Raw genomic sequence first — 22700 nt, 5'->3', positions numbered from 1 at the left:
GCTGTAACTAAATATGTTAGTTGTAACATAATCTTGACACACAATAAAGAAAATTATTGCATTTGACAAATTTTTTATAAATCTGCTATCGTTCACCCTTAACTTTAGATCTTTTTTAAGGAATCAAAAATAATGGCAAAAGCCGATGTTATTTATATTAATGGTTACATCTACACTGCTGACCAACACGATACGGTTTGTGAAGCGATTGCAATTCAAAATGGCTATATTATTGCAACCGGCAGCACGCAAGAGATAAATAACAGTCAATATGTTGATAATTATACGGTAATCTATGATCTACAAGGTAAAACCATGATGCCAGGGATTATTGATGCCCACTTACATACATTTTGGGGCGGCATGCAATTATCCTCATGTAATCTAAATTACCAGAGTTTAACTGTAGATGATACATTAGCCATCATTCAACAATATTTAGACAATGATTCCGTTCACAATAGTAGTAGTTGGTTACAAGTTCGAGGCTGGTTACGCCAAGAAGTTTTACCAATTGGTACAGATATTACTCGATTCGATCTAGATAAACTTAATACTCAACGTCCTATCATTCTATTTTCAAATGATTGTCATACCCTAGTTGCCAACAGCATTGCTTTAGAAAAATTTGGCCTTGATCGAAATACACCTGAACCATCTGATGGTAAAATTGGGCGTACTGAAGATGGTGATTTAAACGGTATATTAGAAGATGCCCCTGCAATGCGTGCATTTGACAGTATTTCCAAACTTACTGACGAACAAGCAGTAAACATTGCTAAATTATCACAAGAAGAATTAAATAAGCAAGGTGTAACAGCGGTAATGGATGCGCGGATAACAGAAACCCAAGCCGATGCATTTCTAAAATTACAACAACAAGATCAACTGTCAATCCGATTATTTGGTGCTCGAGAATTACCGCCTGATGATGTTGGTAGCATTGAAGATATCCCTGCTGTTATTGATCGTGTTAAACAATTTGCTGAGCGTTATAATGACAAAAACTGGCAACCCAAACCAGGTATTAAAGTATCGCATACCAAATTATTTGTCGATGGTGTAATGCAAGCGCCACTAATGACCGCTCGTTTATTACAACCTTATCAATTAGAAAATGAAAAAGATCGCTATGGTGACCTCTATTATTCGATAGAAATGCTTGAGGCATTAATTTTAGAATCATCACGGGCAGGCTTTCATCCGCACATGCACACCGTTGGCGAAGGCGCCATTGAAGTGGTGCTTAATGCGATTGAAAAAATGCGTAAAGCACTACCCAATGCGGATATTCGACCAAGCACGGCTCATAATGAACTTAGTGCGATGCATCAATTTGACCGTTATAAACAATTAAAAGCCAGTGTGGTATTCTCATTCCAATGGGCTGGCTGTAGCTCGGCAATGGTTGAACAATACCAAACTCTGTTTGGTGCTGAACGTTATAATGGTTTAGAAGCACATGGTCAATATATTGATGCGGGAGTAACTTGTGCTTTTGGTAGTGATTGGCCAATTGATCCGCTTAATGAATGGTATGATTTCCAAATAGCTATGACTAGACAGATTGATCCAGAACATCCACGTTTAAACAGTGATCGTAATTTAACGGCACTTGAAGTACTACGCTGTGCGACCATCGGCGCTGCTTATGTTTTAAAACAAGATGACTATATCGGCTCAATTGAAAAAGGCAAATTTGCTGATGTAATTATTTTAGATCGCAATCCTTTTACCATTCCGGCAACAGATATACAAAACATCAAAGTACTAACCACAATTGTTGGTGGCAAAACGGTTTATCAACAAGCCTAATAAACCTTAAACAAATTCACTACCCCGCCAATGGATCGGGGTAGTTTTTTATTACTAGTCAGCATCAACAACAACATCATCTTCAACTGCTGGTTTTCGAGTAAAGTGTAAAATCGCAGCAATAATAAACGCTCCGATAAACATATCAATCACATACCACATTGCACCTTTGGTTACACCACCAAGTGCAACTAAACCACCAAATGCAACTAAAGAATCAATACCATTAATCATACCTAGCATACCCGCAACGGCTGTACCTACAACGATAGCAAGAATAACTCGTTTAGGATCTTTAGCTGCGAATGGTATCGCGCCTTCGGTAATACCAGCTAACGATAAAAAGAACGCAGTAATACCAAACTCTTTTTCTTCTTTGGTGTATTTAGAACGTGATACCAGTAAAGAGGATATTGCTAATCCTAAAGGAGGAATAGCACAGCACATACGGAACACACCATTAGGGCCATAAACACCTTCCGCCATAGCGGCTAACGTAAAGGCCGTGGCTGCTTTACTACAAGGTCCACCCATATCAAGCGCTGCAAGCACACCGATTCCTATGCCTAAAAATGCTGCGTTAACTTCTGACATACCCTTTAAGGTTTCCACCATTGCTTTTACAAACCAATCGAGCGGATATGACAAACCATAAATATAGATAGGGGCCATGATCAATAATGTCACAGTTGGAATGATCATCACAGGCATAACCGAAGCAATAACCGGATGGACCTTAACAGTTTTAAACCATTTAACAAAATAACCAATAAGGACACCAAAAATCATTGCACCAATAAAACCGGTAGATACATGATTACTGCCAATTGGATTATTTACTACATAGCCCATAATAAACGCTGGTGCCAAGGCTGCATTACCACCAATAGAGTAAGCCATATACGCCGCTAGCACTGGTACCATCATTGCAAAGCCGTAAAAAGCCACTTGTTGCAAATCGGCAAAGAATTGATTACTTGGTAGAATGGTGTCACCACTCACATGCCCAGTCATTAACACAATTGAAAAAAGAATACCGGAAGCAATGATGACAGGTAAAAATTTACTAATACCAGTATTTAACGATCTAAATATCTCTTTACCAATACTCTCCTTCACTTCTTTTTTGGATGATAAGGCTTCGGCATTATTAAAAATACTAGCTGTATTTTTAACCGCTTCACCAGTGCTAACCTTAATCACATTTTTAAAAGGCTCGAGCCTTTCAGCATTATCGATTGAAATATCTGTCGCTAATAAAATTACATCAGCACTTTTCAGATCTTGCTCAGTCAATATATTATCTATTCCAGCTGCACCTTGGGTTTCAACTTTACAATCCCAGCCACGCTTTTTAGCTTCATTTTCAATTTTTTGTTTAGCAATATAGGTGTGCGCCATACCAGCAGTACAAGCACATATAGCAACAATCTTTTTATTTTTTATCGATTCTTTACTCATATAAACCTCGGATTTTTTCTGCTACTATTTGAATATCACTATTTAATAGAAGTTCAATAAAATCGTCATCAGCCAAGTTAGCCGCCAATTTGGCAATAATAGTCAAATGCTCTTTATTAGCATTTTTTGGTGCGCCGATCAGCACCACTAACTTAACTTTATTGGCATTATTCCAGACTATACCTTGATTATATTTCGCCACGACAATAAAAGGTGTTTTCACTGCATCACTTTTAGAATGCGGTAATGCAATATTGGGCAAAACATCAGTTTCCATCTCTTGCTCATGTTGCATAACATCAGCAGAAAATTTATTTACATCCGTTAAATAAACTTCACTTTTTTCAGCCATCAATTTAATCACCGATGACTTATGCGTAATAACATCACTTGTTAATTCAACAGGTAAAACAGGAATTGGTTCCATAATATATCCTCCTAATTAATCACTTTACTCCGTACAATCTTTATACATGATTTTTAGGTAAAAATATAATTTTTTTATATAAAATCGGATAATTAACTAATCAACTAATAAATTTGCCAATCCAACCTAGTAATACACTATTGAACCTATTGTTTTGAATTTTTATTTAGGAAAAGCTCACAAATTATGCGGACTTATGATCTTTACTAAAAATTAGCTTGCATAATTATAATAATGTGGGAGAATTCCCTGCCGCTTTAAGCGGGTAAAAAGGCAAAACTATACTTAGTAGTTTTTTATTGTTTTTTGGGACAGAGGAGCAAATTAAATCATGTCCGCAATAAAAATGAAACGAGTTTTAACCACACCTGCATTGATTGCATTTGGTTTAGCTTATATGGTTCCTTTAGGGATCTTTACCACTTATGGGGAAGTTACCGTTGTCAGTAATGGACACTTACCTGTAGCCTATATCATCACCCTTGCCATGATCTTTTTCACAGCATTAAGTTATTGCCGAATGGCAAATAAACTACCTATTGCTGGTTCGGCTTATACCTATGTACAACGAACTTTTGGTGGAAAAGCTGGTTTCCTAGTTGGTTGGGCACAAATTCTTGATTACCTATTTTTACCAATATTAAATTACTTGGTTTTAGGGATCTATCTACATGAACTCTATGATAGTATTCCGGCTTATGTATATGTATTGGCATCGATTATAGGTGTAAGTGTATTAAATTACCTTGGAATCAAGTTAATTAATTGGGCCAATATTACTTTGAATTTCTTTCAAGCATTATTCATCGTATTGTTTATTATTTTAACATTGACAAATGTTCATTTAACACCAGAAACAATGTTAAAACCAATATCAGTCACAACCGATGATTTTAGTGGTTTATTTTCTGGAGCTGCCATATTATGTCTTGCCTTCTTAGGTTTTGATGCCATAGCAACATTAGCAGAAGAATCCAATGATGCGAAAAAAACCTTACCAAGAGCAATTATCGGCACCGTATTGATTGCTGGTTGTATATTTTTAATTGTCTCATATTGTGCGCATTTAGCTTACCCACAATGGACAGATTTTATTGATAATAAAGATACCGCCAGTTTAGATGTAATGCGTAGAGTTGATAGCATAAGTCATCTAACCAATATACTTGGCAAATACGGAAATGATTTTATGTATAATTTCTTCCAAACCGCTTATTTGACAGGTGTATTTGCCTCTACAATGACCGCACAAACTAGTGTGTCACGAATCTTTTATGCGATGGGACGTGAAGGTGTGTTACCAAAACAGATCTTCTATAAAATTCATCCACGTTTTCGAACACCTTATTTAGCAATTATTTTTGTTTCCTGTTTTTCCCTACTCTCTTTGGTACTTGATTTAAGCTTAGTCGTTTCGATGATCAGTTTTGGCGCCTTAGTAGCCTTTACCTTCGTTAACCTATGTGTAATCAAAAGCTACCTAAGTGGTATGGAAAAAACAGTACCAATGCTTTTAAAATATGGATTAATGCCAGCAATTGGCGTATCACTTTCGTTATGGCTATGGACCAGTCTTGAAGGGACAGCGATGACGGTAGGTTTAATTTGGTTAGTAATTGGATTCTGTTATTTACTTTATCTAACTCGATGTTTTACCAAATCACTGCCTTCTATTGATCATACAGAATTGGATTCAATCATCAAAGATTAGTAATCTATTAGGTCTACTTAAAAGTATTTAGTTGATGCCCTTTTAAAACAATTCCGTCGACCAAGGTCGACGGAATTTTCATTTCTCAGAAAATAAAATAAGCTAAATTAAAATCGCTTAAAATTATTCACCAAAGCCTGTAGCAAATAATTCACGGATTTCATCCATTGCTGCTTGTTCATCTTCACCATCACAGATGATTTCAACAGTTGAACCACCTTTAACGCCAGCACCAAGTAAACCCATCATGCTTTTTAATTTAATGGTTTTATCGTTATAAACAAGTTCAATTGATGATTTATAACGGCCAGCTAATTTAACCAGAGTTGTTACTGGTCGTGCATGTAAACCAGTTGCATTTTTTACTACCATTTGCTCTTTTAACATATTATAGTCCTTACATATATATAACGTTAATACAATGCATGTATTTATATCATAAATTAACTTTTTTTGCTCTTTTTTAGCATCAATTTTTGAAATTATTTGATTATATTTCAGTTTTAATAAAATTTTTCATCACATAAAAAACTATACTAACCAAAAATACCTTACGATATGAAAAAATATCGGCGCGGCAAAGCAAATAGAATCAAAACGATCAAGTATTCCACCGTGACCACCTATTAGTTTGCCCCAATCTTTTACCCCGCGATCACGTTTAATAGCCGACATAACTAGACCACCCATAAATCCTAACAAAGTGATCATTAAAGAAATAAGACCTGATTGCAGAAAAGTAAACGGAGTGATCCAACACATACAGGCACCAATAAAACTAGCAGATAAAACGCCACCAATAAAGCCTTCAATCGTCTTTGATGGTGAAACATTTGGGCTAATTTTATGTTTACCAAACAATTTACCAAATACGTACTGCAACACGTCAGATAACTGAACGATTAACACTAAATAAGCAATGAGTAATAGATTACGCCCTTGGTAATTTTCGATATCTAATACTAATAATGCCGGCACACACGAGATACTATATACCGTAATCATCAATCCCCACTGCACATCGGCTATTCTCGCCAAAAAATTAGTGGTTGAACCAGTTATTGTGGCAAATATCGCCAGAAACAAAAAAGCATAAACCGGAATAAAGATACTAAATAGACCATACCATGCTAAGGCAACCAAAATATATTGCACAGGTAAAGCAACTGCAAAAGCAAAGATTAGGGCAAAAAAGTCAGAGCGATTGATAGGAGTTAAAATAAGAAACTCTCGCAATGCTAAAGCGGAAATAACAAAAAACAAAAAAATTACTGCCAGTTGTCCAAACCAAAACGCGACACCAATAATGGCAACCATTACCCACCACGCATTGATGCGAGTATTTAAATTATCAATAACACTATTAGGTGATGTAAGACGATATTTTAACAATTGACCAATAATTGTTGCCACTAACAAAAACAAGCCGATGCCCAAAAATAATAATAACGTATCATATTGGAAATGGGACATCTCAGCGCTCCTTATATTGCTGTAGTTCTAATCTATTAACTTGTGATAATAGCATTAATCACCATAAAAACGATTAAACAATTTTGTAATAAAAATAGAATTATCTGCTTTTTAAACAAGGATAAAATCCCTTTTTGCCGTTCAGCGACCGTTCTTGATGATTGATGAGATTTGATTAATTGCAAATTGACTAATGCTTTATCCATAGCTAACAGCTCTTCTGGCAAATGATCAACATGCTCAGATAAATATACAAACAATTTTCTATCAAAATCTATCCTTATTGCATAATACTTACTTATTAAACCGAGAATAAAGATCATCAAACAAATAATGGTTAATGGTATTGCCCAAGAACTTAGCAAGGCAACAAAAACAACTAATAGCGATAATAGCATCGAAAAAATATCAATATGTTTACTTAACGATAAAAAACAACAAAACGTTACTAAATCTAGTTTAGTTACACTATCTTGCCAACTATTATTACTACTCAACATATCGCTGTCTCATCTTTAAAGTTAGCCAACCAATTGGATAAAATCAGTTGTTGCTGGCTAGAAATCACAATTGAATGCCGTTGTTCTTTTACTATAGCTATCGCCTGTTGCAAAGTGTTAGCTCTTTTAGTCCACAATAACCATGCAATAACTGCAGTTGCACTCCTCGAATAACCTAAACCACAACAGACTAATAGTTTACCCTGCTGCCGATAATATTCGATAGCTTGTGCAGCCTGCTGACACTCTGGTTGTGATAAGGGCGTCATATCTAAAACCGGAATAAGCTTATAATTACCGTCAAAACATCCAATTGGCAACTCGGCACAAAGATCGACAACCGATATAAAATGATTTTGATTTAGCGTTTTTGTGGACGGAATGCGACCTAAATAAACTTCATCAATAATCAAATCATCAGTTGGATGTTTAATTGTCCATAACCTTGAATTGAGCCACATAATAGTAAAAAATGGCAAATAGAGCAGATAAACGGCTAACTTAAAATGACCATTTTGCTGTTTTTGCAAACCGCAGGCGCCAAACAACCAATAATTAGCTGCAATCAATAACCAGGCACCAGCCAACCATAACAACCAAAGTGCCCAGCCAGAAACATAAATAGCTATAGTGAGTGACAGTAGGCATAAACCAAAATAGATCATCGCCCAAGTATAATTTTTAGTTAATGGTCGATGTTTTAATGGCGTCGTCATATTATCTGGCCATAACCAAATACAAAAACAGCCTACCCATAATCCAGTTGGAATATCAAAAAAATGATGCTGCCAAGTGGTTAAAACCGAAAGTGCAATTAACAAACACCAAAAATGTAATATATAACGCCCTAATCCTCGAAAATATTGCGCATAAAATTGCCATAAAATAACTAATAACGTGATATGTAATGAAGGAGCTTGATTAAACGGCTTATCAAATCCCATTAAAATATCAAACATCAAGCCAAAAAATCCATCCAAAGCAGGCCGGTCAAAATAGAACTTAAGCGGAAAAAATAAGAAGCAAATAATACAAATTACTTGCGCGGTTAACAGCCGTAAACCAAGAGTTTTCAGGGATTGCCAAGAAGTTGGCAATAAAATAGCAAGACCATACATCAGATCGATAGACCAATAAGGAATTATCGTCCATGACCAAAGTGGAATAGAATATTCCCAACTAAAAAATAGACTTGCAACATCCTCACGCTGAGCTGATAGCCAGTTGGCAAAATTATAGCTAGCAAAAAAGAACACTGATAAACCGGCTAACCATACACATTTATAGACATTAAGTCGGTCAAAGAGTTTTAACATAATCAATGCCAAGTTCGTTGTGCCAGTGATACGGTAAAAATGCCCCACTGGTCTACTAACATGGTCACTTTACTAAAACCTGCTTCAGCAACTAACTGATCCATCTCAAGTTGTGTTCGTCGTCGCATAATCCACGGTTGTCCTTGTCGATGTGAAGTTAACGCTCTGGCAATAAATTCTAATTGCGGATGCCAAGGTTGATTGGTATAAATTAGATACCCGCCATGTGGAATCACATCGGCCAATCCTAATAAAGACTGGCGCAACAATTGATTATCACCAAATAATTCATATAATCCTGATACTACCGCTAAATTAGGTTGAGGTGATAATTGTGCAAGTTGCTCACGGTTAAATGCATCACCTTTTTCAAAACGGACAATATCACTTAACCCTTGTTGCGCAATTAATGCTTGGCCATCACGGATATTAATATCACTATAATCACGCAACAACACCGAATTAGGTTTATTAGCGATTTGATTAATGGTTTCTAAAATATATCGACCATGCCCTGCAGCTATATCAACAATATTTACTTCAGTAAATTGTTGTTGTAACTGTTCAATAGCTTGCTTTAAGAGCTGTTCAAGATGAATTTTTCGTTGCCGAATTCCTCGCCAACCAATTGATTGTAAATAGAGATAATCAAAAAAACGCCCAAGTTTAGAGGTTCCAGACGGTTCATTTCGATAGACATAATCAAGCGTACTGCCAGAATCGAAACCGGTTTCAAACCCTAGTTTTATTCCATCCGACAGATTACTCGCATATTTCAAGGTCGCTTTAACTAACTTCCAATACCATGGTTTAAGCCAACCAGAAGGCGGTAAAGCTAACTTATCGGATTCAGATCGAGTATAACCAACCCGATCGGCATTGGTTAACGTTGGAACATCGGGTTGATTCGCAAAACAGCCTTGAATAAATCGCCTTGCTCTATCAATTGCCATATAACGATCTTTCTCGCCAAAGGTATCATGATAAAATTTTGGGAGGATATGAAACTCTTTTTGATTGGTTCCTAAATTATCATAAAACGCCTGTTGAGGTTTGCGGCGCACTACAAAATCACAACCAGAAACTAATAACTGCGTAGGAACAGTGATAGCATTGGCATCCTTAACAATTCGATCCGCTACCGCATACAAATCAAGCAGTAATCTCACCGAAATAGGTTTAGTAATTAAAGGATCTTTATTAAAAGAATCTGCTCGACTGCCATCATGGGTTAGTAAATTTGGTTTAACATAACTATTTACAAAGAAATTGCCTTTCAAGTTATATAATAACTTAAGTCCAGGCACCGCTAATGGCACATATAATTTAACGCTAAAAGCTGGAGCAGCTAAAACTAAAGCGCGAATATTCGGTACATAATCATGCACCCAACCAGCAGCAATTACCGCGCCAACACTTTGAGCGATAATAGCAATATCTTGCATATCAATCGCATATTCTTTAATGATATGCTCTATAAAACAGTTAGCATCTTTGATTAACGTAGCAAAATTAGGGGCATCACCACGTTGACCATCAGATTGGCCATTTCCTCGCGCATCCCAAGCAAAAATATGGAAATCAGGTAATTCCAGCTCTTCGGCTAAATGGGCAATGCGTCCAGAATGTTCATGGCCACGATGAAAAAGTACAATTGCTTTTGAAGCTGTTTTCGTATCACTATCGACTACTGGCCAATAACGATAAAATAATTGACAGCCATCATGACTAATAAATGTGTTTTGCTGCTGTTCGCGCATTAATTATTCCTTATTATTTTTTGCTTCTTGCAATCCTTTTCTCACTCTATTAATCACAGTAATTAGTAACAAAAAGGTGATAAGCCACAATAGAACATTTAGCCATTCAAGCGGCAATAGATAGGTTGCAATGCCTAAACTAATTAGGCTAAAAGCTAAAGCTCGATCGCTTTTCCCCATAGGTCCATCATAACGTCGCGAGCTACCAATCATCACACCGAGTACACCCGCGTATTCGGTTAGAAATGATAATAAGATCACTAATATCATTAAATTGGTATTAACTTGATTTATTTGAGTAAAGATTAACAGCAGAGCACAATCGGAAATCACATCACAAATCTCATTTAAATAGGCACCTAAATTGGATTTCTGACGATATTCTCTGGCTAACATACCATCAATAGCATTAAGAGCCATCCGGATAAACATCCAAACGGGTATTAACAAAAATAGCCATTGATGATCGGCAAAAAAGCCAACTACTAAAGCAACCAATATCGATCCAGCACAAGCAGCTAACGTGACTTGATTGGCGGTTATTCGTGAATAATAAAGCGAATTCACATAAGGGCGAAGCAGTGCTTGAAAGCGAGATTTTAATTGATAAATAGAAAACACAGATCGTCCCTTAATAGGTAATTATACAATTCGTTGTAGTTGAGCATACTTTAATGAACTTACCATAAAATGCAAACGGTTAAGTACATTGACCTCACCTGCACCATCATCAAAATCCAAATAGAGCAGATTCAGTTTTGGATTAAGATCGCGCATCCGCTTCTCAACCCCTTTAGAAACAACATGATTAGCAATACAGCCAAACGGTTGCAAACTAATAACATTATTGATGCCATGCTCAGCAAAGGTCATAATTCCTGCAGGAATTAACCAACCCTCGCCATATTGATTGGCCAAATTCAAAATTTCCTCTGCTTTTTTCGCCATATCACGAATATTATGAAATGGTTGATAATGTTTAAAGCCAGATAAAATCTGATTAGTTTTATCAATATACTTTTGTGCCACCTTTTCAAAAAAGTGCACAAAATAAGCGACAAAACTTTTGTTAACAATATAATTATCGACATTACTATCATAGTTAACAAAACATTGCGCAAAAAACTCAATCATTGGCGGAATAACAGGTTCAATACCCTGATCGACTAGCCAATCAACACTATGTTGATTACCAAAACTGTTATATTTAACATAAATTTCACCAACAATACCAATTTGTGGGCAATCTTTATTCAATGTCTCGATTTGATTAAAATGATCGACCGCCTCTTTCAACAGCGCAAAGATCGCCTTTTTGCCTTTATGTTGATTGATAAGTTGTTGTAATTTTCTAATATAAAGATCTTTCGCTTGGTTAGCTTGTTGTTTAAATTTGGCTCTAGGCGCAATCGAGTAAAACATCTTCGCAATCGAATCAGTAAATAACATCGCAAAAAACGTCGTTGGTAAAGTTTTTAGCCAATTAATTCTAAAACCTGGTTGCTCAATTTCATTAATATTACCGGTACTGAGCGACACGATAGGAATATCTTCGAAACCATTACTAATCATTGCCTTCTTAATCAAAGAAAGATAACTACTCGCTCGACACTGGCCACCCGTTTGAGTAATGCCGATAGCCACTTCATCACGTTGATATTTACCGGAATTTAGCGCTTTAATAATGTCACCCACAATAATCGTTGCTGGATAGCATATCTCGTTATTACAGTATTTAAGTCCCCACTCAACCGAACTTTTATCTGGTTTTGGCAAGGTTTCAAGTTTATAACCTGACAACTCAAAAATCGGCGGTAATAATGGTGAATAAAAATCGGAGATATAAGGTGCTAAAATAGTCCTTCTCTGTTTATCTTGTTTAGCAAAAATAGCCGTCTTTTTACGCTCAACAACTTTTAACGGTTGTTGGTGATTCATACGGATTGACTCAATAATCGAACGTAAACGCAATCGCACCGAACCTGTTGCGGTGATCTCATCGACTCGAATTATTGTACATGTCTTACCTTTCGACTCTAAAATAGCCTTACACTCATCGGTGACAATCGCATCAGGACCACAACCAAACGAATTAAGTTGTACAAACTGAATATTTTTTGGTTGTTCAGCAACAAAACTCGCTGCTGCATATAAGCGATTTGGATAACTCCATTGTGAGCAAATTTGTAGTTCGGGCGATAATTGACTGATCGCACCTAACACTGAATCTTCGGTTATTACATCGCAACCAAGCGCATTTAAAATCTCTGGTGTTTTATGATTAATTAAACTATCACTATGATAAGGACGACCTGCCAAAATAAATACATAACGCCCCGTTTGTTTAGCATTATTTAGTACTTCAACCGCTTTGTTATACAGCGATTTCTTATATTCAGCTTGAGCCGCTAATGCATCAGAAAATGCTTGATTAGCTATCTTTTCTGCAATACCAAGCGAAGTTAAATAATTAATACAGCCCTTTTTCAACAATTTTTGATTACTAAAATTGATTACTGGATAATCCAGTGGCACGTCATATTTTTGACTAGGATTGATAGCACTATTCACCACCTCAGCATAGCTACTGACAATTGGACAATTATAGCTATTAACTGCATTAGTAAACTGATCAGATTCAAACACCACCATCGGCATAAAAATACGATCAACCTTTTGCTCAATCAGCTCCATAATATGCCCATGCACCAATTTGGCAGGAAAACAGATACTATCCGACATTACTGTACCGGCGCCCTTTTCATAAATCTCATGCGTCGAGTATGGCGATAACGTTACATTAATACCACTATTGGTTAACAAGGTGTGCCAGAATGGGAAGTTTTCGTATTGTCCTAAAACCCGAGGAATACCGACATTAAGCTTAGATTCAGCATTATGGATATTGGTTCGATCAAATAACAACGCATTTTTATAATCAAACATATTAAATGCATTTTTATCTTGATATTGATTATTACTCAAAAAGCGTTCACATTTATTACCCGAATAATAACGCTGCCCATTAGCAAAACGATAAATCATAATATCGCATTTATTTTCACACCCCTTACAGCGTGATGGTTTCGCTTTATTATCTTCAGCTTTATGTAGATTATCTAATCCAATAAATTGCGAAGGTGTTTGTTGTTGTGCATAATTGTTTTTGGCCACTAATGCTGCGCCATAAGCCCCCATCAGTTCAGGAATATTGGAGCTAGCAATCTGTGCGCCGGTTAACTGCTCTAGGGCACGAAACACCGCCGGATTTTTAAACGTCCCGCCTTGCACCACAATATGATCACCTAATTTGCGCATATCATGTAATTTAAGTACCTTATGAATAGCATTTTTAATCACCGAAAAAGCCAGCCCGGCAGAAATATCGCCCATAGTTGCGTTTTCACGCAGTGCTTGTTTAACTTTAGAGTTCATAAAAACCGTACAACGGGTACCCAAATCACAAGGATTATTGGACTTACATGCTGCGTCAGCAAAATCAATCGTATTTGAGTTGAGTGATTTGGCGAAAGTTTCAATAAATGAACCACAGCCAGAAGAACATGCTTCGTTTAACTCAATATGATTTACCACGCCATTAGCAATAAAGATGGCTTTCATATCTTGGCCACCAATATCCATGATAAAACTGACCTTAGGTTCAATATGTTTAGCGGCGGCAAAGTGCGCCATCGTCTCAACTAAACCATCATCGATGGCAAAAGCGGCTTTTAGCAGTTCCTCACCATAACCAGTAACGCCAGTGCGAGCAATAATAATCTCTTTACCTGATGCCGCAATCTCATCTTTTAATACCGTTAAACCTTTAATTAATGCGGTAATTGAGTGGCCATTATTCGGCGCATAATAAGTAAAAAGTAGCTCGTCATCCTCACTAATTAAGGTAATTTTAGTGGTAGTTGAACCACTATCAATTCCCAAATACGCTTTCTGCTTTTGATAAGCAGTTAAAGCTAGACGAGGGATTTGAATATATTTGCGTTTTTGTTGCCAATCATCAAAAGACAAAGCTTGATTAAAGAGCGGTTTTAACCTAAAAGACTGATTGACTTGAATCTTGGTTGAGGCATTTAATCTATCAATAAATTCAGTGAGTGTAAGTTGACTACGTTCAATAGCATGAATCGCTGCGCCCCAAGCGGACAACAAAGTAGGATGTTCGGTGGTAACTATCTGATCTTCATTTAACTTTAGTGTCTCTAACGCGGCCTTGCCTAACATTGGAATAAACGAAAACGGTCCACCAATTAACATTACTTTCGGTACAATATCATAACCACGCGCTAACGTATTGACCAATTGAATACAAACGGCATGTAAAACTGAATAGGCAATATTCGCTTTTGATACATTACGGCTAATTAAATTTTGCACATCAGTCTTAGCAAATACACCACAACGTGAAGCAATCGGATAGACTTTATCATGTTGAGTTGCCAGCAGATCAAACTCCTGCACTGGGGTATTAAGCAAGGTCGCCATCTGATCGATAAATGCCCCTGTGCCTCCAGCACAACTACCATTCATTCGAATATCAGGCGGACGATCAGGGAAAAAGAAGATCATCTTACTATCTTCCCCGCCAATATCGATTAACGTTCTAACCTCTGGATATTTGCGCTGCACCACTTCCGATGCGGCAACTACCTCTTGAATAAAGGCGATATCGGCTTTTTCCGAAATACCCATCCCAGCAGAACCAGTCACCTTGACCGATAATACAATCTCTTCACCCAATTGCTGTTTAATTTCATCTAATAGTGATAAAACTGTAGGAACAATATGGGTATTATGGCGAACATAATTGGTATAAACAAAATTATCTTGCTCATCAAGCACGACACATTTTGCAGTAGTAGAACCGACATCCAATCCAAGTCTATACATTTTTGGCATAAACAAACTCACATTTGCAAAATTAGACTTACCTATAAAAGGGTCACAAATATTATTAAATAACTATATTTTTATTGTGGGATTATTATAGCGAAATCTTTCAAATTTTTAATCTATTTGTTTGAAAAATGACATTTTTGGATATTTTTTAACTAACAGAAACTAAAGAAAATAAAGAAAATAAATCTTCTTGGCGCTAATCCTGCGCCAAACCTTGCTTAGCCGTAGCAATGACATTCTTTAAATCGATCCCTTGGGCTTTTGCAGCAAAAATACAACCGCAATAACATTGACGATAAACATCGTACTCCTTACAAAGTTCGATAGAACGCTTATAACCATTATTCTTCTTAAAATCAGAAGGCAGATAATTTACCGAAAAAAGCTCTTGAATTTCAAAACCAAGTTGGTTAATTTTTTGACTATTCTTTTTCGGACTTAGCGTTAAAGCACTAGCGAAATAATCAAAACCTAACTCCTGTGCCTTAATTGCAGCCAAATCTAAGCGCATCTTATAACAAAGATGACAACGTTCACCGCCTTCTGGAGCATCACGTAGATGCTCGACCTTTTTAATAAATTCTGCTGGTTGATACGGGGCTTCTAAAAATTGAACATTGTTGCCGGTTTTTTGATTAAAGTCGGCAATAAACTTCTGCTGAACCTTACTGCGATATTCATATTCCACGCGCGGGTGAATATTGGAATTAGCAAAATAAATCGTAATATCGGCATACTGCGCCAAATACTCCAGTACATAAGTACTACACGGGGCACAGCAACTATGAATCAACAATTTTGGCCGAGCCGACGCCAACTGCCAATCAGCAATCACCTCTTGCAAAACTGAATCATAATTTACTTTATTATGTGGATTTAATTTTTCGAGAATATCTTTGGCATTAATTAACATTGGGATTCTTTCAGTATCAGGCTGATTGATGAATTTTAACGCGCGTATAATATAGCGATCTGCTTAAGCGTTCAAGTTTAAGTTACAATTTTGTTTTTCCGGATTAACATTTAATTTTTTCGCTAAATTTGCGGTGATTAAAAACCCCGTTCCTCAAAATTTTAAATGCCAATTTCACCATTTTGCAGCAGTCAAAAAGTGACAAATGCCTAAATCATGAGTTAGACATTTTTAATAAAGCGTTTCAACAGAATTTTTTGACTAACTATGCGGCGGTGAACTAGTCACAGACGATATCATTATCACCGCTAACTTTCTAAACTAACACTTAGGCAGTTTGTAATATTTTTTTATTTTTATCCCTTATGTATAGGGAACTCGGATTGGATTTATTTCTCAATAATATCGGATCCGGTTTATCACTATGCATATAGGGAACATGTTATAAAACCCTTTTAGAGGGTTTGATTATAAGTGTGTAGCTATTTCTCTAGCCACGTCTAAAGCTATCTGATCCCACGCATACTCAATAACCGAAGTAACTTTTGCATCTTTTACTCCGCTATCATTCTGTTTAGTAGAAAATTCTTTAGTCCATCTATTGCCTGATAATTCAAATGTTACATTTAAAATTACGCTCGCACTATCAATATTCGTTACTCCATAAGTGAATTTTGTTTTAGCATTATTAACTATTAATGTTAACTTTCTACCGCCAGAATTTAAATCTGCGTACGTGCTAATTGCTTCTTCAATTCTTGATGAAAGACCTATTCCAATCGGAATTCTAGTACGAGTCCCACCACCAACCAATCCTGAGGCCCCTTGTATATCAATTCGTGACGTAAAATCACTAGGGATCCATGTAATATCTAAGCTTTGTTTTTTAGTAATATGTATCTCTGATTTTATTTGCTTTAATGATTGATAAGACAACCTATCATTAAATTGATGATGAACACTACAACCAGAGAAAACAAAACCTAAACACGTTAATAATAATAATTTTTTCACCCCATTCTCCTATAAATAATTTTGATAGATAGTATAAAATTTGTTAGCCAAGTGCAATAAAAGTTATTAATTCAATCATTCTCATAATAGAGGAAATTATTTTTATCAATCTGGTACGATATTTTATCGACAATACTTATTTTTCCAATATCAAATAAAGAAGAATGAAAATGTTCTATTGATGTCATTAAATCAATATAACTATATATTTTATTTGAGATCGCCATTTTATCAAAATCTGGGAACATAAAATAATCATTTCTTATTAAAATAGAATAAAAATAACATATTGAAGTGTTTTTTAAATCAACACCAAAATCATTTTTAGCTTCATAATCAACAAACAAGGTCACTCAATATTGAGACAAATTTCCATTCTCATAATCATCTTTAAAATAATCCTTACCTACAATTTTTACGTAGCTTATCGTTGCTTTTTTGTACATCAATGATAATTTTAGCTCTTTGTAAGAGTTTGGTTACTTCATCTGCTGAGTGGTCGAATGACAGGCATAAAAAAACCGCCTACACGGCAGTGAACCGTGTTCTGCAATTTGAGGAGTTGTAACTCGATTTCTAAACTACCTACACGGTAGTGAACAAAACGACGAATCACTATTAGATAACGCATCATTTCTAAGCTACCTACACGGTAGTGAACATGATTCGGCATCATCTTATCGAGAATAAATTTAAAAAAACCGCCTACACGGTAGTGAACTAGAATCCAATATACTATAAATGCAGTTGGTAAAAAGGCAAAGCGCAATTTTACTATTAAAAACCCTTTTTTTAAGCGGTTTTTCAACATATTGATTTTTAAAAATTTTATTTTAAGCCCAAAAAAAGGGGTAGCAATAAGTAGGAATTTAATTTTCAAAAACCCCGTTCCTCAAAATTTTTTAGTTCTTTATTTTTTAATTCTTTGAGTTTCGGACGTTTGTTGTTTTGCGGTTATTTTTATACGGTGATTACGTCCGAGTTAAGAGGGTTGGCGCCAACCCTCTTTACAATCTCCCGCGGCGACCACACAAGTGGTCACGATGTGACTGCCTTCCGCCTTCGTTCGCTTTTAACGCTCCTTGGCAAACATCCCTGTTTGCCATGCTAACCTCACTCAGTTGTCAGCACATTGCGAATGTCGCACCACAAAATCGTTTTTTTATCGCCCTAACGTTATTTTTCTTATCCTCAGCTTCAATACCTAAAAACTAAGAAATAATAGTTAAGGATAGACACAAAGTGGGGGGTAGACGTAATTCTCATTAATGCCTACAAGACGACCACTGTTCCCGAAAACTAGCAAGAACACACTACGATTATTCACCCTAGCATTCGTCCAATAGCCTCCGCTTCTGAACTTGGAACCAGTGTAATAGTTCATTCCCCCCCATTCCGCAAAAAATCCTCCACCAATGTAATGCTTGGAAGAAGTATTAGCTCGCGCACTAGTTGCATCCTGGATACCTACGAGACGGTATCCAAAACTATGACACCAAGATGATGCTCTAGAAGGGGTACCTTCAAAACCACCACCATCAACAAACCACTGCTTTAACACAAATCTATATTTGACCACCGCATTACCACTGCTATCCCGACCGACTAACTCAAATGTCTGCGGTAAAGATGGTCTGGCGATTTGACCTGGATTATCTGAACGCCATTGCGATGGTGTAGCAACAGGACCAGTTAGGGTGACTCGAACGCTGGTACTTGTTGAATCAGTCATCGTCGCCGTAATACCACCATGAGAAACCGGAGCCCAAGATAAGGCTTGATTACTACCAACAATATCTAAATCAAAAAACAAATTATCACCACCAGTAGTCGGGAAGTTTTCACCATAATAACTCTGTGTTAGAAAACCTTTATCAATGTTCCATGCAGGACCAGAACTATTACGGGGTTCCAAGTTAGGTCTTGCAAAACAAATCATTGGCGTTTCCTTAGGATTAATATAATAAGTAGCATTACCTGCCGTAAAACGACTTTCATTAGGTACCCCATAACGTGTTGTTAATCTACCTTCACCATTAGATAAGGTTAATTTATATGGCGCTTTACACATAGTCAGCACTTTATTACGGGCAACAGGATTATTGTCTTTATCAACAATAGATAAATTTAAACTACCGGTAGCGGTGACACCATTAACTCCCTGACCATCGCCATCATCATCACCCCAATAATTATAAGGTGTGCCAATAAGTGAACTTAATGCAATAGAATTAGTATTCGTTGGTACTAACATACCAATATCGGCAAAACTCTGACCAGCAACAGGTAACTCGATAGGATTAGTTGAACTCGAATTATTAGTTGTCGGAGTAAATCTTCTTCCATCTGAAAGGGATATCCCGAGTAGCGCTTCAGTATTGGTTACCCGAGTTCGACCACCATCAAAGGTTAAATAAGGTGCTGAGCCATAAATAACATTGGTCGTTTTAGTGGTTAATGCATAATTAGAAAAAGAGATAGATTGTAAAATAACTACGGTTAAAACCAAAACCATCGGCCGAGATAAACAGGCTAAACCAAGAAATTTTGAAAAATTTTGCTGAAATTTCGGAAATTGCTGAAATAATAAACCGCGGTTAAATAATGAACGATTTGAGCTTAACTTTAGAGAAGTGAAATTATAGGTTGGGCAGGTTGTGTGTTGTGTGTTGTGTGTTGAAAATTATAATCCATATCAGATATCCTTGTCAATCCAATTTTATGATTTATTTAAAATTTTAAGCCTAATGGCATAAAATTTATCCATTCGTATAAATATGTTATAAAAGTATAGTGATTGCAAAAAACCATGCAACTTTTTTTGATGGTTTTATTGTTAACTTTTGTAAAGGTGAATGTAATATTATGTCTTAATTACTTCTTTAAAACCAATTTCGGAGAAACTTTAGGGGATTTTTAGGCTTTAAAACCCCCGTTCCTCAAAATTTTTAGTTCTTTATTTTTTAGTTCTTTGAGTTTCGGACGTTTGTTGTTTTGTGGTTGTTTCTATACGGTGATTACGTCCGAGTTAAGAGGGTTGGCGCGAACCCTCTTTACAATCTCCCGCGGCGACCACGCAAGTGGTCACGATGTGACTACCTTCCGCCTGCGTTCGCTTTTATCGCTCCTTGCCAAACATCCCTGTTTGCCATGCTAACCTTACTCAGTTGTCAGCACATTGCCAATGTCGCGCCACAAAATCGTTTTTATCGCCCTAACGTTATTTTTTTATCCTCAGCTTCAATACCTAAGAACTAAGAAATAATAGCTAAGGATAGACACAGACTCCGGGTGCTTGAAGATAAGACGTCACAATACTACCATCGTAACCGCTAACATAAAATCGATAATAGTGCTGATTATCATTCAACTTGATCCCCGCCTTATCACTCGTTTCATAGCATTCATCATAGTAGCGTTGATGGTAGCCCACGAAGTTGGCACCCGTATAATCGAACATCAACCCCCATTCCGAGAACAATCCTCCACCAATGTGACGCATGAAATAATTCTGAGGTGACGAAGGCGTTGCACCTACTGGTCGTATATGTCCCCCCCTACACTCGCGTGTATTCCCTCCCCCACAAACCGCATTAGTTAATTCCTTGACCTTTGGAACACGGTATCCTCCAATCCAACTACACCAAGATGTTAATGAAATTTTGCGGGAAGTATTATTAAAGTCGTCGTCGGGATTAGCTTCGGCATTAGAACCACGATTAACAAACCACTGCTTTAATACAAATCCATATTTGACCACCGCATTACCACTGCTATCTCGACCGACTAACTCAAATGTCTGCGGTAAAGATGGTCTACCGATGCTATCTGGACGAGTTGATTTCCATTGATTAGGGTCTGTAACAACAGGACCCGTTAGGGTGACTTTGACGCTGGTACTTGTTGAATCGGTCATCGTCGCCGTAATACCACCATGAGAAACCGGAGCCCAAGATAAGGCCTGAGTACTACCACTAATATCTAAATCAAAATACAAATTATTAGCACCAGTAGTCGGGAAGTTTAAATCATAAGACGACGGCGTAGCTGACTGGGTTAGAAAACCCTTATCAGGGTTCCATATGTCAGCAGGACCAGCAAAATTAAACCACCCCGAACGATCATAATCAACTCTTACTTGTTCCCTGTTACCAAATCTTAAATTAGGTCTTGCATAACAAATCGCTGGCGATGCCTTAGGATTAATATAATAAGTGGCATTACCGGCCGTAAAACGACTTTCATTAGGTACCCCATAACGTGTTGTTAATCTACCTTCACCATTAGATAAGGTTAATCTATATGGCGCTTTACAAATAGTCAGTACTTCATTACGGGTAACAGCTTGATTATTTTTATCGACAATGGATAGATTTAAACTACCGGTAGCGGTGATACCATCAATCCCCTGACCATCGCCATCATCATCTCCCCAATAATTATACGGTGTGCCAATAAGTGAACTTAATGCAATAGAATCAGTATCCCTTGGTACTAACATACCAATATCATTAAAACTCTGACCAATAACAGGTAACACGATAGGATTGTCACTTGAATTATTGGTTGTCGGAGTAAATCTTCTTCCATCTGAAAGGGATATCCCAAGTAGCGATTCGGTATTGGTTACCCGGGTACGACCACCATCAAAGGTTAAATAAGGAGCTGAACCATAAATGATATTGGTCGTTTTAGTGGTTAATGCATAATTAGAAAAAGAGATAGAAAGTAAAATAACCACGGTTAATACCAAAACCATCTGCCGGGATAAACAGACTAAACCAAGAAATTTTGAAAAATTTTGCTGAAATTGCTGAAATAATAAACAACAGTGAAATAATAAACGGTGTGAGCTTAACTTTAGAAAGGAGAAATTATAGGTTGGGCAGGTTGTGTGTTGTGTGTTGTGTGTTGAAAATTATAATCCATATCAGATGTCCTTGTCAATCCAATTTTATGATTTATTTAAAATTTTAAGCCTAATGGCATAAAATTTATCCATTCGTACAAATATGCTATAAAAGTATAGTGATTGGAAAAAACCATGCAACTTTTTTTGATGGTTTAATTGTTAACTTTTGTAAAGATTAATGTAATATTATGTTTTAATTACTTGCTTAAAACTAATTTCGGGGAAACTTGGGCGGGATTTTAGGCTTTAAAAACCCCGTTCCTCAAGTTTTTTGGTTACTAGTTGATTTTATAACTAACGTTAACGATTTATTGGTTGGATTTTAGGCTTCAAAAACCCCTTTCCTCAAAATTTTTAGTTCTTTATTTTTTAGTTCTTTGAGTTTCGGACGTTTGTTGTTTTGTGGTTGTTTCTATACGGTGATTACGTCCGAGTTAAGAGGGTTGGCGCCAACCCTCTTTACCATCTCCCGCGGCGACCA

16 protein-coding genes are annotated in these 22700 nt (G+C 36.7%); 2 read left to right on the top strand and 14 right to left on the bottom strand.

The genetic code is table 11. From position 1 onward, the window contains the following. The first annotated feature begins 132 nt into the window (after positions 1-132). Entirely contained in the window at positions 133-1815 is a 1683-nt protein-coding gene (locus H3T56_RS02960; RefSeq protein ID WP_198191975.1) for an amidohydrolase, read from the top strand. A 54-nt stretch (positions 1816-1869) separates the two neighbouring features. Here H3T56_RS02960 and H3T56_RS02955 read toward each other — a convergent pair whose 3' ends face one another. Continuing rightward, the gene (locus H3T56_RS02955; protein WP_086357270.1) at positions 1870-3276 is read right to left on the bottom strand and encodes a PTS fructose transporter subunit IIC; all 1407 of its coding nucleotides are present in this window, start codon (positions 3274-3276) and stop codon (positions 1870-1872) included. Further along, positions 3269-3703 (bottom strand): PTS sugar transporter subunit IIA, encoded by a 435-nt coding sequence (locus H3T56_RS02950; protein WP_086362084.1) that lies wholly within the window; start codon positions 3701-3703, stop codon positions 3269-3271. The genes H3T56_RS02955 and H3T56_RS02950 overlap by 8 nt, the downstream gene beginning before the upstream one ends. 331 nt (positions 3704-4034) lie before the next feature. On the opposite strand from H3T56_RS02950, the gene H3T56_RS02945 reads away from it, so the two are divergent. Beyond that, a complete protein-coding gene (locus H3T56_RS02945; RefSeq protein WP_198191974.1) occupies positions 4035-5414 on the top strand; it encodes an APC family permease in 1380 nt (459 codons plus the stop codon). Between the two features lie 123 nt (positions 5415-5537). Here the strand turns inward: H3T56_RS02945 and H3T56_RS02940 are convergent, their stop codons facing one another. The 12 genes from H3T56_RS02940 to H3T56_RS02885 form a co-directional block, all read right to left on the bottom strand. After that, the gene (locus H3T56_RS02940) at positions 5538-5801 is read right to left on the bottom strand and encodes an HPr family phosphocarrier protein (protein WP_065578657.1); all 264 of its coding nucleotides are present in this window, start codon (positions 5799-5801) and stop codon (positions 5538-5540) included. Between the two features lie 144 nt (positions 5802-5945). Then, positions 5946-6887 carry a phosphatidate cytidylyltransferase gene (locus H3T56_RS02935; RefSeq protein WP_198191973.1) on the bottom strand — a complete coding sequence of 314 codons (942 nt, stop codon included), beginning with the start codon at positions 6885-6887 and terminating at the stop codon, positions 5946-5948. A gap of 35 nt (positions 6888-6922) precedes the next feature. Further along, complete coding sequence (locus H3T56_RS02930; protein ID WP_198191972.1) at positions 6923-7387, bottom strand: hypothetical protein; 465 nt, start codon at positions 7385-7387, stop codon at positions 6923-6925. Next, a complete protein-coding gene (locus tag H3T56_RS02925) occupies positions 7381-8703 on the bottom strand; it encodes a phosphatase PAP2/dual specificity phosphatase family protein (RefSeq protein WP_198191971.1) in 1323 nt (440 codons plus the stop codon). Before H3T56_RS02925 ends, H3T56_RS02930 begins: the two co-directional genes overlap by 7 nt. Positions 8704-8705: 2 nt before the next feature. Then, the gene (locus H3T56_RS02920) at positions 8706-10463 is read right to left on the bottom strand and encodes a bifunctional alpha/beta hydrolase/class I SAM-dependent methyltransferase (RefSeq protein ID WP_198191970.1); all 1758 of its coding nucleotides are present in this window, start codon (positions 10461-10463) and stop codon (positions 8706-8708) included. Between the two features lie 3 nt (positions 10464-10466). Beyond that, on the bottom strand, positions 10467-11084 hold the full coding sequence (locus H3T56_RS02915; protein ID WP_065578652.1) for a CDP-alcohol phosphatidyltransferase family protein: 618 nt from the start codon (positions 11082-11084) through the stop codon (positions 10467-10469). A gap of 21 nt (positions 11085-11105) precedes the next feature. Then, positions 11106-15380: an acyl-CoA dehydratase activase-related protein gene (locus H3T56_RS02910; RefSeq protein ID WP_198191969.1), complete on the bottom strand. Its 4275-nt coding sequence runs from the start codon at positions 15378-15380 to the stop codon at positions 11106-11108. 196 nt (positions 15381-15576) lie between these two features. Further along, entirely contained in the window at positions 15577-16293 is a 717-nt protein-coding gene (locus H3T56_RS02905; RefSeq protein ID WP_065651038.1) for an epoxyqueuosine reductase QueH, read from the bottom strand. A 468-nt stretch (positions 16294-16761) separates the two neighbouring features. After that, positions 16762-17307: a hypothetical protein gene (locus H3T56_RS02900; RefSeq protein WP_198191968.1), complete on the bottom strand. Its 546-nt coding sequence runs from the start codon at positions 17305-17307 to the stop codon at positions 16762-16764. Positions 17308-17378: 71 nt separating this feature from the next. After that, positions 17379-17654 (bottom strand): hypothetical protein, encoded by a 276-nt coding sequence (locus H3T56_RS02895; protein WP_198191967.1) that lies wholly within the window; start codon positions 17652-17654, stop codon positions 17379-17381. Positions 17655-18532: 878 nt separating this feature from the next. Continuing rightward, positions 18533-19822, bottom strand: coding sequence for a hypothetical protein (locus tag H3T56_RS02890; RefSeq protein WP_198191966.1), 1290 nt, complete (start codon positions 19820-19822; stop codon positions 18533-18535). A 753-nt stretch (positions 19823-20575) separates the two neighbouring features. Then, positions 20576-22066: a hypothetical protein gene (locus H3T56_RS02885; protein WP_198191965.1), complete on the bottom strand. Its 1491-nt coding sequence runs from the start codon at positions 22064-22066 to the stop codon at positions 20576-20578. Positions 22067-22700: the final 634 nt, after the last annotated feature.

The sequence above is a fragment of the Gilliamella sp. W8123 genome, from assembly GCF_016101085.1.
Lineage (GTDB): Bacteria > Pseudomonadota > Gammaproteobacteria > Enterobacterales > Orbaceae > Gilliamella > Gilliamella apis.
The sequence above is the reverse complement of the archived record's forward strand: the minus strand, read 5'-3'. Positions and strand labels throughout refer to the sequence as shown.